Genomic DNA, 13,198 nt, shown 5'->3' with positions numbered 1-13,198 from the left:
GCTTGAATGCGCCGCCGGTGGTTAACGCGGAGTATAATTGCCGGGGGGCGGCAGGTTTTTTCCGGGGGCGCGAGCGTCCGCGCCACGCGCGCGCGTACGGAGGGGAGGGGATCGGGGCCGGGGCTGCAGGTTCGCCGATCCGGGACGAAGCTTTTCGCTAAATGTCTGCGCGGCGCGGTCGTTTGAGGCGGTGACGGCGCGGCCACCTGCTCATTCGGGGGCGGCGGGACCGGCCGAGCAGACGGAGACACACCATGACCGTGATCAACTCGAACACCTCGGCGCTGCGCGCCACCGCCGCCTCGAACAGCGCCAACAAGGCGCTGTCGGTCTCGATGGAGCGCCTCTCGACCGGCAAGCGCATCAACTCGGCGAAGGACGACGCCGCCGGTCTCGCGATCAGCAACTCGATGACCTCGCAGATCCGCGGCATGAGCCAGGGCATCCGCAACTCGAACGACGGCATCTCGATGGCGCAGACCGCGGAAGGCGCGCTCGGCGAGGTCTCCAACATGCTGCAGCGCATGCGCGAGTTGACGGTGCAGGCCGCCAACGGCACCTATTCGGCGACCGACACGTCCTCGATCCGCTCGGAGCAGGCCGCGCTGAAGGACCAGATCAGCTCGATCGTCACCACCACCTCGTTCAACGGCAAGAAGCTGTTCGACGCGACCGCGGCGACGGGCTTCTCGATCCAGACCGGCGCCAACAGCGGCGACACCGTCACGCTCAAGTCGGTCGACTTCTCGGCCACCGGCAGCTCCAAGCTCGCGGTCGTCACCGCGCTGGCGTTCGATGCCGCCGGCACCAGCGCCACGCTCGCCAACTATGACGACGCGATCGCCGAGGTCTCGGGCGCCCGCGCCTCGCTGGGTTCGTCGCAGAACCGCCTCGAGTCGGCGGTGAACAACGCCACCGCCAACGTCACCAACCTGAGCGACGCGCGCAGCCGCATCGAGGACGCCGACTTCTCGACCGAGACGACCGCGCTCGCCAAGTCGCAGATCCTCAACCAGGCCTCGACCGCGATGCTGGCCCAGGCCAACCAGTCGCAGCAGGGCGTGATGAAGCTGCTCGGCTAAGCGCGAACGGCCGCCGGTCCCTCGCCCCCGAACACGGCGGGGCCGGCGATCGGGGGGATGAGTGAGGATGCGGGACCCCCGTCAGCGACGCTGGCGGGGGTTTTCGTTGCGAGAGCGAGACAGCAACATCCTCCCCGGCACGGGCAGGGGGACCGCGCCCGAAGGGCGTGGTGGAGGGGGCTCGCCCCTCACGCAGCGGCTCGTATGCGGAAGCCCCCCTCCACCATGGTGCGCATGGTCCCCCTCCCCGCGAGCGGGGAGGATCTGCGATGCTCCCCACGAAAACCGCTAAATCTCCCGCCAGATCGGTCGTTTGTGGGGGAGACGGCACGGCCACCTACGCGATCGGGGGCGGCGAGCGGGCCGGGCAGATGGAGATAGTCCCATGACCGTGATCAACTCGAACACCTCGGCGCTGCGCGCCACCGCCGCCTCGAACATGGCGAACAAGGCGCTGTCGGTCTCGATGGAGCGCCTGTCGACCGGCAAGCGCATCAACTCGGCGAAGGACGACGCCGCCGGTCTCGCGATCAGCAACTCGATGACCTCGCAGATCCGCGGCATGAGCCAGGGCATCCGCAACGCCAACGACGGCATCTCGATGGCGCAGACCGCGGAAGGCGCGCTCGGCGAGGTCTCGAACATGCTGCAGCGCATGCGCGAGCTGACGGTGCAGGCCGCCAACGGCACCTATGCGTCGACCGACACCGATTCGATCCGCGCCGAGCAGGCCGCGCTGAAGGCCCAGATCAGCTCGATCGTCACCACCACCTCGTTCAACGGCAAGAAGCTGTTCGACACGGCCGCGGCGACGGGCTTCTCGATCCAGACCGGCGCCAACAGCGGCGACACCGTCACGCTGAAGTCGGTCGATTTCGGCGACGCGGCCTCGAAGCTCAACATCGTCACTACCAAGACCTTCGCTGACGCGGCGAACTCCGCCTCGCTCGGCGACTATGACGCGGCGATCGCCGAGGTCTCGGGCGCGCGCGCCTCGCTGGGTTCGTCGCAGAACCGCCTCGAGTCGGCGGTGAACAACGCCACCGCCAACGTCACCAACCTGAGCGACGCGCGCAGCCGCATCGAGGACGCCGACTTCTCGACCGAGACGACCGCGCTCGCCAAGTCGCAGATCCTCAACCAGGCCTCGACCGCGATGCTGGCCCAGGCCAACCAGTCGCAGCAGGGCGTGATGAAGCTGCTCGGCTAAGCGCCGACGCCCGTCGCCGGTCCCTCGCCACCGAGCGTGGTGGGGGGACAGTTGAAGAACGCGGGACCCCCGTCAGCGACGCTGGCGGGGGTTCTCGCGTTTCGACGTACGAAGGCGAAGGCCGGGGGCGCCGTAAATCCCTCCCGCGAGCGGGGGGGATCTTAGCTCTGCGGAAGGTGTTGGCGCGCCCGGCCTATTCCCCGCCCTGCACGGTGAGGTCGTCGGGATTGTCCTCGGGCTCGCCGTCGGGGAGTTGGTCGACGCTCGGGTCGGCGGGGGCGTCGCGCTCGCGCTCGGGCTCGGTGAGCGGCGTGGCGGCGGGGTCGGGCTGGCGTGAGTCGGTCATCGGCGGCTCCTCTCGGACAGGTCGCGGGGGCAACGCCCGCGAGCCGCACCGCGATCCCGCCTCAGCCGCGCGTCATCGCCTTCTTCAACCGCGTGTGCGCGCTCGACTTGATCTGGCATACGCGCGCGGCGCCGACGCCGAGCACCTGGCCGATCTCCTCCAGGTTGAGCTCCTCGACGTGGTAGAGCTGGATCACCATCTGCTCGCGCTCGGGCAGCGAGGCGATCGCGGCGATCAGCCGGTCGCGCGTCTGCGCCTCGGAGAGCTGCTCGAAGGCGTCGGGCGTGTCGCTGGCGAACCACGGCTGGTCGTCGGCGTAGACCTCGTCGATCGACTCGTAGCGCACCGCCTCCGCGGCGGCATAATCGGTGCGCAGCTTCTCGGGCGTCACCTCCAGCTTGGCGGCGAGCTCGCGGTCGGTCGGCGCGCGGCCGTATTCGTGGCTGAGCTGGTTGACCGCGCGGGCGTACTCGCGCTTGCGGCGGATCGCGCCGCGCGTCATCGCGGCGTGGCGGCGCAGCTCGTCGATCATCGCGCCGCGCAGCCGCGTCACGAGATATTGCTTGAGCGTCACCTGGCCGCGGTCCTCGAAGGCGGCGACCGCCTCGACCAGCGCGACCAGCCCGACCTGGACGAGGTCCTCCACCTCGATCGCGGTCGAGACCGAGCCGTGGACATGCCACGCCAGCCGGCGGACCAGCGGCAGGTGCTGCTGCACCAGCGCGTTCTCGTCGCGCTTGCGCGGGCGCGAGTAGGTCAGCGGCGCCGCCATCGCGGCGGGGGCCGCGGCGGGAGCGGGCTGGGCGGCGGCGAAGGCGCCGCGCATCGGCTCGGCGCTCATGCCGCCAGCGCCTGCGGCTGGTGCTGGCCACCGATGATCGCGACGACCTCGACGGCCTTGTCCTCGGGCACTTCGAAGAAGCTCATGACAGGGGTATCCGGGAGAACGGTGCGGATGAGTTTGCGGACCGCGACTCGGATCGCGGGCTGCACGACGAGCGCGAACGGCTTGGCCTCGGCCATCAGCGGCTGCGCCGCGGCCTGGAGCGCGTCGACGATGCGGCGGCCGAGCTCGGGCTCGATCACCTGGCGGCTGGGATCGCTGCGCAGCCCCTGGCCGAGCAATTGCTCCAGCCCGCCCTCCAGCGTCATGACGCGCAGCGGCTCGCGCACGCCGGCCAGCTTGGCGATGATCAGCGGGCCGAGCTCGGGGCGGATCAGCTCGATCAGCTCGACCGGGTCGTGCGTCTTCTGCGCGGCCATCGAGATGGCGGCGGCGATGCGGCGGAACTCGCGCAGCTGGATGCCCTCGGACAGCAGCCCCTTGAGCACCGCCACCAGCGCGGTCTGCGGCAGCGGGGCGAGCGCGGCGACCAGCTGCGGGGCGCGCTCCTTGAGCCCGTCGAGCAACGACTGCACCTCGTCGGCGCCGAGCAGGTCGGCGGCGTTGGCGCCGAGCGCGTGGTTGAGGTGGGTCGCCATGACGGTGCCGGCGTCGACGACCAGATAGCCCTGGCCGGTCGCGGCATCGGCGTCGCCCGGCGAGATCCAGGTCGCGTCGAGCCCGAAGGTCGGGTCCTTGGCCTTCTTCCCGATCAGCTCGCCGAAGCCCTGGCCGGTGTCGAGCGCCAGCATCTCGTCGGGCGAGACCTGGTCCTCGCCGACGCACACGCCGCCCAGCATCACGCGATAGGTGTAGGGCGCCAGGTTGATGTCGTCGCGCACGCGCACCTGCGGCACCACGAAGCCCAGCTCCTTGCTCAGCTGGCGGCGCACGCCGGTGAGGCGGCTCATCAGCGGCGCGCCGCGGCGCTCGTCGACCAGCGGCACGAGGCCGTAGCCGACGTCGAGGTTCACCATCATCGCCTCGGTCACCTCGTCCCAGCCGATCTTGGACGGATCGGGCTGCTCGACCGCGGCGGGAGCCTCGACGAACTTGGGGCGCTTGGCGATCTGGTGCAGCTTCCAGGCGGCGAAGCCGGCGAGGGCGGCGAGCGGCAGGATGACGAAGTGCGGCATCCCCGGCAGCAGCCCCAGCAGCGTCAGGATCACCGCCACCGGCGCCCAGGTGCGCGCCGAGCCGAACTGGCCGCCGATCTGGCCGGCGAGGTCCTTGTCCGAGCTGACGCGGGTGACGATCGAGGCGGCGGCGATCGACAGCAGCAGCGCGGGCACCTGCGCCACCAGCGCGTCGCCGATCGCCAGCATGGTGTAGCTCTGCGCCGCCTTGGCGATCGTCAGCCCGTGGCTCACCGGCCCCAGGATCAGCCCGCCGACGATGTTGGCGGCGAGGATCAGCAGGCCGGCGACCGCGTCGCCCTTCACGAACTTGGACGAACCGTCCATCGAGCCGTAGAAGTCGGCCTCGGTGGCGACCTCGACGCGGCGCTTCTTGGCGTCGTCGGGGGTGATCAGGCCGGCGTTGAGGTCGGCGTCGATCGCCATCTGCTTGCCGGGCAGCGCGTCGAGCGTGAAGCGCGCCGACACCTCGGAGACGCGGCCCGCGCCCTTGGTGACCACGATCAGGTTGATGATGACGATGATCGCGAAGACGAACAGGCCGACGACATAGTCGCCGCCGATCACGAACGAGCCGAACGCCTCGATCACATGCCCCGCCGCGGCCGAGCCGGTATGGCCGTGGACCAGCACGATGCGCGTCGAGGCGACGTTGAGGCCGAGCCGGAACAGGGTCGCGAACAGCAGCACCGTCGGGAAGGACGAGAAGTCGAGCGGCTTCTCGGCGTTGAGCGCGACCATCAGCACCGCGAGGCTGATCGTGATGTTCATGATGAAGAACACGTCGAGCATGAAGGCCGGGATCGGCACCACCATGAGGACAACGAGCAGCAGGATCGCGAAGGGCAGCGCCGCCTGGCGCGCATGGCTGAGCATCTTCATCGGATCAGCTCCCCATCCGCGCGAGCATCATGTAGGCGAGCCGCGCGTTGGCGGGGGTCGGGCGGAGCAGGCTGGCCTGCTGCGCCTGGCTGCCCTTGATCTGGCCGAGCGTCGACTGGCCCAGCGTCGACCGGGCCCAGGCGAGCGCGTCGGTCGCGCTCTCGCCCGCGCCGGTGACGACAGTGTTCTCGTCCCCCATCGCCAGCGCCTGCGCGGCGAACTGCAGCCGGTCGGACGGCGTGGCCGTGCCGACCGAGGCGGCGCCGTCGCCCAGCTTGCCGGCGAAGCGCTGGTACACCTCGCCGAGCGAGCGCGCGCCGCCGTCGCCGTCGAAGAAGACGCCGCGGTTGGCGCGCGCGGCGGCGGGGAAGAGCGAGGCGGCGCTGCGCTCCGGGTTGCTCTGCATCGCCGAGAGGAAGGTGCGCGCGCCGCCCAGCCCGAGGAAGTGCGCCATATAGAGGTCGGTGCCGGTCGCCGCGCGCCCGGTCGACGCCTCGATCGCGTCCTTGTTGTCGCTGGCATGCTCGGCCGCCATCAGCGAGGCGACCTCGGGATCGTTGCGCAGCCCGAGCACCGCGGCGCGGTTGCCGCCGGTGACGGTGAAGCGCCCGCCCGACTGCTGGATGCTGTCCGCCGCCCAGCCGAGCCCGTGCTCGCTGCCGTGCTTCTTCACCACCGCCAGCCAGCTCTGCTCGACGAACTGGTACAGGCCCGAGGCGGAGGAGGTGCTGGCGCGCGCGCTGGCGTTGAGCCCGCTCTCGATCTTGGCCTGGCCGAGGAGATAGTTGAAGTCGACGCCGGTGCGCTGCGCCGCGCGCTGGATCGCGGAGGTGACGCGGCCGGTGGCCGGGGTGAGCGCGGAAACGGTCATGCCCTGCGTGGAGCAAGAGGCGTGCCAGATGGGGGCGCGAGTTGTGCTCTGGTCCCTCCCCTGAAGGGGAGGGGGAGTACCTGCTAGACGTCCCCCAACTGGGCCCCGGCCTGCGCCGGGGAACAGCGTGTGAGATGAAGGCGCGCCCTTCAGGCGTAGGCGAGGCCCGCGCGGCCATAGGCGCCGCCGTTCTGGCCGGAAAGAAGTTGCAGGCGGCGGCGGACATTTGCCGCCATCAGGTTGACGTAGATCCGGCACGTGTCGTTGAGCCGGTCGGCCTCCTCGACCAGCCCGCGCAGCTCCGCATCCGCCGGGCCGTCGCCGAGCGCCTTGAGCGTCTCGATCGCGCGCAGCTTGTTGCCGGTGGCGCGCTCCAGCCCGGTCATGTCGTTCGCCTTGAGCGCCGCGATCTCGGCGTGGAGCATGTCGATCACGCGCACCAGCGCGTCACGCCTGTTCATTGGCCATCCAGTCGAAACGAAGTGCGATGAACTGGTCCGCGATGGTCGCGGGCGAGAGCGGGAAGGTGCCGTTGGCGATCGCGGTCTTGATCTGCTGCACCCGATCCCCGTCGACCGGCGGCTCGGCCGCGAGCGACTTGGCGAGCGTCTGCGGCGCCGCGGTCGCGGTCGTCGCATTGCTCGCGGCCAGCGGGGCGGCCGGCGTCGGCGCGCTGACGCGCGACACGCTGGCGACCCGCAGGTCGTTCGCCTTGATCGTCGATGTTCCTACCGCTTCCACCATCTCTGCACCTGTCGGTCCCCGTGGACATCGGGAAAAACGACGGGCCGTGGCGCAACTTTAGGACTTTTTTATCGCCGCTCATTCGGGCCAGCCGGGCAGCGTCGCGCGCCCCGCCTCGACCGCCACTGCCTGCACCGGGCGCGGCGCGTCGTCGACCTTGATCATCACGCGCGCGCCGGGAGCGGCGTCGGCGATCGCCACGCCCTCGCGCGTGATCGCGAAGCCGTCGCTGCCCGCCTCGATCGTCACCGCGTCGCCGCGGCGGATCACCGGGTCGGCGCGCACCGGCACCGCGGCGGCGGCGGCGCGCGAGGCCACCACGCCGCTGGGTCGCGGCGGCGCGATCACGGGGACGAACAGGCGCCACGCCGGACCGGCGCAGGCGATCACGACCGCGTCATGCACCTCGGTGCGCCACGACATCGCCACCATCGGGCAGGCGGCGAGGCGCAGCCGCGCGTCGACCGGCGCGCGCGCGCCGCCCTCGCTACCGATCGGGCGTGCGGTGAAGGCGGCAACGGCGCGGTCGAGTGCGGCGGTGTCCTGGAAGCCGGCGCCGGTCGCGGCGGCGGTGAGGAGGAGGGCGGCGATCATGGCTTCTTTCCTTGTTCGCCCGCGAAGGCGAGCGTGACGAGTACCTGGCGGCGGCCGGGGCGCACCGCGGTGGCGAGGCCGAGCCGCGTGTCGGGCACGCCCGCGGCGGCGAGCGCCGCGGCGACCGCGCGCGCGCGATCGGCGGCGAGGAGGGTGGCGCTGCGTGAGTGCGGGTCGACATCCGCGACGGTGCCGTCGGTCGCTCCGGTGACGGTGAGGCTCACGCGCGGGTCGCGCAGCTCGGCGCGTGCCCAGGCGGCGAGGCCGGCGGGGGTGCCCGGGGGCGTCGCGCTGCCGGGCACGAAGCCGTCGACGCCGTAGCTCGCCACCGGCATCGCCGCGGGCGCCTCGACGCCGAAGCCCTGGGCCAGGCCGGCCGCGAGCGCGCGCGGGTCGAGCTGCCGGTTGGCCTGAAGCAGCACGAAGAAGCCGACGAGCAGCAGCGCGAGATCGGCCAGCGTCATCAGCCACAGCGCGCGCGCGGGGGCGTCGTCGGCGAGGAGATCCTCGTCGCTCATGCCGCCCGCTCGCGCGGCATGGCCTCGTTGTCCTCGGCCTCGTCGTCCGCGACGGCGACCGGCTCGGGCGCGGGCTGGACCCGCGCGCCGGCGCGCACGCGCGGCGCCTCGCGCGCGGCGAGCTCGGCGAGCGGGGCGACGAGGCGGGCGCGTTCGATCGCCTCGGCGCGCGCGGCGGCGCGCAGCCGGGTGGCGATCGGCGCGGCGACGAGGTTGGCGAGCAGCGCGCCATATAAGGTAGCGAGCAGCGCCACCGCCATGGCGGCGCCGATCGCGCCGGGGTCGCTCATCCGGGTGAACATCGCGACCAGGCCGACCAACGTGCCGACCATGCCGAGCGCAGGCGCGGCCTCGGCGACGCCGGCCCAGCAGTCGGAGACGAGGCGGTGGCGCTCGATGCGGGCGCGGCGCGCGGTGTCGAGCGAGTCGATCACCGCCTGCGGCTGCGCGCCGTCGACGATCAGCGCCACCGCGGCGGCGACGTCGGTGTCGTGGATCACGCTGCGGTCGAGCGCGTGGACGCCGTGGCGGGCGGCGATGCGGCCGAGCGCGGCGATCTGGTCGAGCCGGTCATCCGCGCGGAAGCGGCGGCGCGGCAGCACGCGCAATGCGAGCAGCGCGCGCCCGAGGTCGCGCGCGGGCGTGCGCAGCGCCGCGGCGAGCGCGGTGCCGCCGAACACGATGGCGAGCGCGGCGGGGTCGAGGAACATGCCGGGGGTCATGCCCGCCTGTGTTGCAAACGGCGGGCCAGATGCTGATCGGCGCTTGGATCGTCGCCGCTTTTCCGGGTCCACCCCGACGTACGCGGGGGTCTAGGCGGGACGGCGGTGGTCGCTCTCGTGTACGTCCCCCAACTGGATCCCGGCGTCCGCCGGGGTGGAGCGAAGCGGGGCTACCGCTCTCCAAAGCGTTATCCTGAACTCGTTTCAGGATCCACTGGCCCACGAGCGCCTCGGCATCGGAGGTCGCGGCACGGTGGATCCTGAGACAAGCTCAGGATGACGAAGAGAGAAGGGGGGGTAGCCGCCACCCCTCCCGGCGCCGAGTTGGGTTGGCCTCTGTGACGACCGCTACGGCCATCCCACCTGGGCTCCGGCCCTTCGCCGGAGCACGATAGCGTTCGTGGTCGCGGCAGCCGGCAACCGGCAGGCAACCGGCAACCGCCCGGCTGCCGCGCTTGCCGGCAAACCCGGCCGGCAACCGGCAAGCCTTTGCCGCCTCACGCTTCCCTTGCGCTCCATCACCGTCGTGACAGCATTTGGCACGCCGCTTGCTCCACTCTCCGCGAAGGCGACGGGCGATCCCCGTCTCGCATGGAGGTTCGGCCAGTGGCTGAGAGTTTGTTCGGCGTTCACGGAGCAGCCCTGGAGGTGCGCAGCCAGCGCATGGGCGTGCTCGCGTCGAACATCGCCAACGCGTCCACGCCCAATTTCAAGGCCCGCGACATCGACTTCACGGCCGCGCTCGGCGCGGTCGAGCAGCAGGGCGCGAGCGGCGTCGGCGACGCGCTGAAGTATCGCGTGCCGACCCAGCCCTCGATGGACGGCAACACGGTGGAGCTCTCCACCGAGCAGACCGCCTTCGCCGAGAATGCGGTCCAGTACCAGACGACGCTCTCGTTCCTCAACGGGCGCATCGGCCAGATCACGCGCGCGCTGAAGGGGGAGTAAGACGATGTCCGGCTCGCCGCTCACCATCTTCCAGGTCGCTGGCCGCGCCATGTCGGCGCAGCTGACGCGGATGAACACCACCGCGTCGAACCTCGCCAACGCCGGCGGCGTCGCGGGCTCGGAGGAGGCCGCCTACAAGACGATGAAGCCGGTGTTCCGCACCAGCTTCGACGAGGCCAGCGGGCTCTCCACCACCGACGTGCAGCAGATCGTCACCGCGGGCGAGGCGCCGACCAAACGCTACGACCCCGGCAGCCCGATGGCGAACAAGGACGGCTACGTCTTCGACGCCGCGGTCGATGAATCGCGCGAGCTGGTCGACATGATGGAGACCGCGCGCACCTACCAGAACAACGTCGAGGTCATGCAGACCGCCAAGACGCTGATCCTCGACACCCTCAAGATGGGCCGCTGATCATGACCAGCATCACCGCCAATACCTCAAGCATCGACAAGTCCGCGCAGGACGCGATCTTCGCCTCCGCCGGCGTGGCGCGCTCGAACACCACCACCGCGAGCGGCGTCAGCGCCACCACCGGCAAGTCGACGCTGGGGCAGAAGGACTTCATCGCGCTGATGACCGCGCAGCTGGCCTATCAGGACCCCTTCAACCCGGTCGACAACACCCAGATGGTCGCGCAGATGGCGCAGTTCTCGTCGGTCGCCGGCATCAGCGAGATGAACCAGACGCTGTCGGGCATCAGCGGGCGGCTCAATTCCACCACCGCCACCGACGCGATGGGCTTCGTCGGCCGCACCGTGCTGACCGAGGGCAAGACCGCGTACGAGCGCACCTCGGGCGGGATCGCCGGCGCGGTCGAGCTGACCGGCGACGCGACCGACGTCAACGTCTCGATCGCCGACAAGGACGGTCGCCCCGTCAAGAACATCCAGCTCGGCGCGCAGCCCGCGGGCGAGGCCAGCTACAGCTGGGACGGCAAGGACGACGCCGGCAACAAGATCGAGAACGGCCCGTACACCGTCACGGTCGAGGCGGCGAAGGGCTCGGTGATCGTCGACGCCGCCTCGCTGGTGTGGGCGCCGGTCGAGAGCGCCAGCCTGCCTCCGGGCGGCTCGCCTGTCCTCAACGTCACCGGGCTCGGCACGGTCGATCCCGCCGCGATCCGCAAGGTCGCCTGACCTCTTCTTCCCTGATCCCCCGCTTACCCCAGGAGCAACCCCATGTCCTTCTTCACCTCGCTCTCCGGTCTCCAGGCCATGCAGACCGACATGTCGGTCATCAGCCACAACCTGGCCAACGTCTCCACCAACGGCTTCAAGAAGAGCCGCACCGCGTTCGCCGACGTGATCTCGTCGAACGTCTCGACCGACCCGCGCAAGATGGTCGGCTCGGGCGTGTCGGTGAAGGGCACGGTGCAGCAGTTCAGCGACGGCTCGTCGAACCAGACCAAGAGCGCGCTCGACATGCAGATCCTGGGCGAGGGCTTCTTCGTGGTGAAGTCGACCGGCCTGTCGGACCAGGTCAACTACACCCGCACCGGCGCCTTCACCGTGGACGAGAGCCGCAACGTGATCGACGCGCAGGGCAGCTACCTGATGGTCTACCCGGTCGACAATGACGGCAACGTCACGGCGACCGGTGACAAGTCGCTGACCAACCTGCAGATCCAGCCGACCAGCGGCACGCCGAAGATGACCAACAACGTCGCCACCAAGGTGCAGATCCCGTCGACCGCGACCGTCAAGGACCCGGCCGCGTTCAAGCGCACCGACACGACGACGTACAACAACTCGGTCGCCACGCGCATCTACGACGCCAACGGCAACCCGATGACGATGACGAGCTATTACGTCCGCACCGCCGAGGGGCAGCCCAACGCCGCGACGCCGAATACCGGCACATGGCAGGTCTTCACCTATGTCGGCGACCAGATGCTGACCCCCAAGGGCGCGACCCAGGCCGGGCCGATCACGCAGGTCTACGACACCAAGGGCGCGCTGACCGGCGCGCAGAGCATCCAGTTCGAGGACTTCATCCCGGCCTCGGGCGCCGCGGCGCAGTCGATCACGCTCGACCTCACCGGCTCGACCCAGACCGCGGCGGCGGCCGCGGTGAGCGCGCGCACGCAGGACGGCGTCGCGGTCGGCCAGCTGGTCGGCATCACCGTCGACGACGCGGGCATCATCAAGGCGAGCTACTCCAACTCGGACATCGTGCCGCTGGGCAAGGTGGCGATCGCCAAGTTCTCGGCGCCGACCGGTCTGCGCCAGGCCGGCAGCAACTACTGGCAGGCGACCGGCATCTCGGGGAAGGCGACGCTCGGCTTCGCCGCGGCGGAGGGCTTCGGCAGCCTGAAGTCGGGCCAGCTCGAGGGCTCCAACGTCGATATCACCGAAGAGCTTGTTAACCTTATTGCGGCACAGCGCAACTTCCAGGCGAACGCCAAGGCGCTCGATACGGCGACTCAGGTCTCGCAGTCGATCCTCAACATCCGCGCGTAAGCGCGGGCTTGGGGTTCTAGGAGAGGATGTAAGTGGACAAGCTGGTCTACACCGCGGCGACCGGACTGCGCGCGCACATGCAGGCGCAGGCCGCGATCGCCAACAATATGGCGAACGCGTCGACCACCGGCTTCCGCGCCGACCGCGTCTCGTTCGACCGCATCATCCTCTCCGACGGCTCGTCCCAGCTGTCGGCGCGCGCGCCCACCTCGGAAGAGGTGCGCGACGCCGACCGCGCGCCGGGCGCGATGCAGCAGACCGGTCGCCCGCTCGACGTCGCGCTCGGCGACCGCGACACCTGGCTCACCGTCCAGGGCGCCGACGGCAGCGAGGCGTACAGCCGCCGCGGCGACTTCACCGTCTCTGAATCGGGCACGCTCCAGACCGGCGACGGCTTCCTGGTGATGGGCTCGAGCGGCCCGATCACGCTGCCGCCGTACGAGTCGGTCGCGATCGGCTCGGACGGCTCGGTCTCGATCGTGCCGCAGGGCGACAAGAGCGGCCAGCCGCAGGTGATCGACCGGCTCAAGCTGGTCTCCTCCGCCGGTTCCGACACGGTGAAGGGGCTCGACAACCTGCTCCACGTCCGCGGCGGCGGGACGCTGCCCGAGAATCTCGATGGCAAGGTCACCGCGGGCGCGCTCGAGGGATCGAACGTCAACATGACCGAGGCGCTGGTCGACATGATCGAGAACCAGCGCAGCTACGAGCTCCAGGCCAACCTGCTCAAGGAGGCCAAATCCATGGACGAGTCGAGCGCATCGGTGATGCGCCTGCCGGGCTGAGGAAGGATTAGACC

Annotated in this window: 16 protein-coding genes; 7 read left to right on the top strand and 9 right to left on the bottom strand. The window is 70.5% G+C overall.

The window, feature by feature from the left end; all coding sequences use genetic code 11:
* Positions 1-254: 254 nt before the first annotated feature.
* Both K7957_RS07365 and K7957_RS07360 read left to right on the top strand, forming a co-directional pair.
* Positions 255-1,082: a flagellin N-terminal helical domain-containing protein gene (locus K7957_RS07365; RefSeq protein WP_223011337.1), complete on the top strand. Its 828-nt coding sequence runs from the start codon at positions 255-257 to the stop codon at positions 1,080-1,082.
* 385 nt (positions 1,083-1,467) lie between these two features.
* Entirely contained in the window at positions 1,468-2,292 is an 825-nt protein-coding gene (locus K7957_RS07360; RefSeq protein WP_223011336.1) for a flagellin N-terminal helical domain-containing protein, read from the top strand.
* A 193-nt stretch (positions 2,293-2,485) separates the two neighbouring features.
* Here the strand turns inward: K7957_RS07360 and K7957_RS07355 are convergent, their stop codons facing one another.
* From K7957_RS07355 to K7957_RS07315, 9 genes are all read right to left on the bottom strand, one after another.
* Positions 2,486-2,638: a hypothetical protein gene (locus K7957_RS07355; protein WP_223011335.1), complete on the bottom strand. Its 153-nt coding sequence runs from the start codon at positions 2,636-2,638 to the stop codon at positions 2,486-2,488.
* Between the two features lie 61 nt (positions 2,639-2,699).
* Entirely contained in the window at positions 2,700-3,479 is a 780-nt protein-coding gene (locus K7957_RS07350) for a sigma-70 family RNA polymerase sigma factor (RefSeq protein WP_223011334.1), read from the bottom strand.
* On the bottom strand, positions 3,476-5,539 hold the full coding sequence (gene flhA, locus K7957_RS07345; RefSeq protein WP_223011333.1) for a flagellar biosynthesis protein FlhA: 2,064 nt from the start codon (positions 5,537-5,539) through the stop codon (positions 3,476-3,478). The genes K7957_RS07350 and flhA overlap by 4 nt, the downstream gene beginning before the upstream one ends.
* Before the next feature lie 4 nt (positions 5,540-5,543).
* Positions 5,544-6,410 carry a lytic transglycosylase domain-containing protein gene (locus tag K7957_RS07340; RefSeq protein ID WP_223011332.1) on the bottom strand — a complete coding sequence of 289 codons (867 nt, stop codon included), beginning with the start codon at positions 6,408-6,410 and terminating at the stop codon, positions 5,544-5,546.
* A gap of 149 nt (positions 6,411-6,559) precedes the next feature.
* Complete coding sequence (locus tag K7957_RS07335) at positions 6,560-6,871, bottom strand: flagellar protein FlgN (RefSeq protein WP_223011331.1); 312 nt, start codon at positions 6,869-6,871, stop codon at positions 6,560-6,562.
* Positions 6,858-7,154, bottom strand: a complete 297-nt coding sequence (gene flgM / locus K7957_RS07330; protein ID WP_223011330.1) for a flagellar biosynthesis anti-sigma factor FlgM — start codon at positions 7,152-7,154, stop codon at positions 6,858-6,860. Before flgM ends, K7957_RS07335 begins: the two co-directional genes overlap by 14 nt.
* Positions 7,155-7,232: 78 nt before the next feature.
* Positions 7,233-7,748, bottom strand: coding sequence for a flagella basal body P-ring formation protein FlgA (locus K7957_RS07325; protein WP_223011329.1), 516 nt, complete (start codon positions 7,746-7,748; stop codon positions 7,233-7,235).
* The gene (locus K7957_RS07320) at positions 7,745-8,266 is read right to left on the bottom strand and encodes a flagellar motor protein MotB (protein WP_246616832.1); all 522 of its coding nucleotides are present in this window, start codon (positions 8,264-8,266) and stop codon (positions 7,745-7,747) included. The genes K7957_RS07325 and K7957_RS07320 overlap by 4 nt, the downstream gene beginning before the upstream one ends.
* Positions 8,263-8,988, bottom strand: coding sequence for a motility protein A (locus K7957_RS07315; RefSeq protein WP_223011328.1), 726 nt, complete (start codon positions 8,986-8,988; stop codon positions 8,263-8,265). The genes K7957_RS07320 and K7957_RS07315 overlap by 4 nt, the downstream gene beginning before the upstream one ends.
* Before the next feature lie 591 nt (positions 8,989-9,579).
* Between K7957_RS07315 and K7957_RS07310 the strand changes: the two genes are divergently transcribed.
* From K7957_RS07310 to K7957_RS07290, 5 genes are read left to right on the top strand one after another with little or no spacing between them, the layout of a single operon-like run.
* Positions 9,580-9,936 (top strand): flagellar basal body rod protein FlgB, encoded by a 357-nt coding sequence (locus K7957_RS07310; protein ID WP_223011327.1) that lies wholly within the window; start codon positions 9,580-9,582, stop codon positions 9,934-9,936.
* Between the two features lie 4 nt (positions 9,937-9,940).
* Entirely contained in the window at positions 9,941-10,351 is a 411-nt protein-coding gene (gene flgC / locus K7957_RS07305) for a flagellar basal body rod protein FlgC (protein WP_223011326.1), read from the top strand.
* Between the two features lie 2 nt (positions 10,352-10,353).
* Positions 10,354-11,076 carry a flagellar hook assembly protein FlgD gene (locus K7957_RS07300; RefSeq protein WP_223011325.1) on the top strand — a complete coding sequence of 241 codons (723 nt, stop codon included), beginning with the start codon at positions 10,354-10,356 and terminating at the stop codon, positions 11,074-11,076.
* 42 nt (positions 11,077-11,118) lie between these two features.
* Positions 11,119-12,399, top strand: a complete 1,281-nt coding sequence (locus tag K7957_RS07295) for a flagellar hook protein FlgE (RefSeq protein ID WP_223011324.1) — start codon at positions 11,119-11,121, stop codon at positions 12,397-12,399.
* Positions 12,400-12,431: 32 nt separating this feature from the next.
* Entirely contained in the window at positions 12,432-13,184 is a 753-nt protein-coding gene (locus tag K7957_RS07290; RefSeq protein ID WP_219756063.1) for a flagellar basal body rod protein FlgF, read from the top strand.
* The last annotated feature ends 14 nt before the right edge of the window (positions 13,185-13,198 follow it).

It is taken from the genome of Sphingomonas yunnanensis (genome assembly GCF_019898765.1).
GTDB classification, from domain to species: domain Bacteria; phylum Pseudomonadota; class Alphaproteobacteria; order Sphingomonadales; family Sphingomonadaceae; genus Sphingomonas; species Sphingomonas yunnanensis.
Note: the sequence above shows the minus strand (reverse complement) of the source record. Positions and strands in the feature narration are given on the sequence as shown.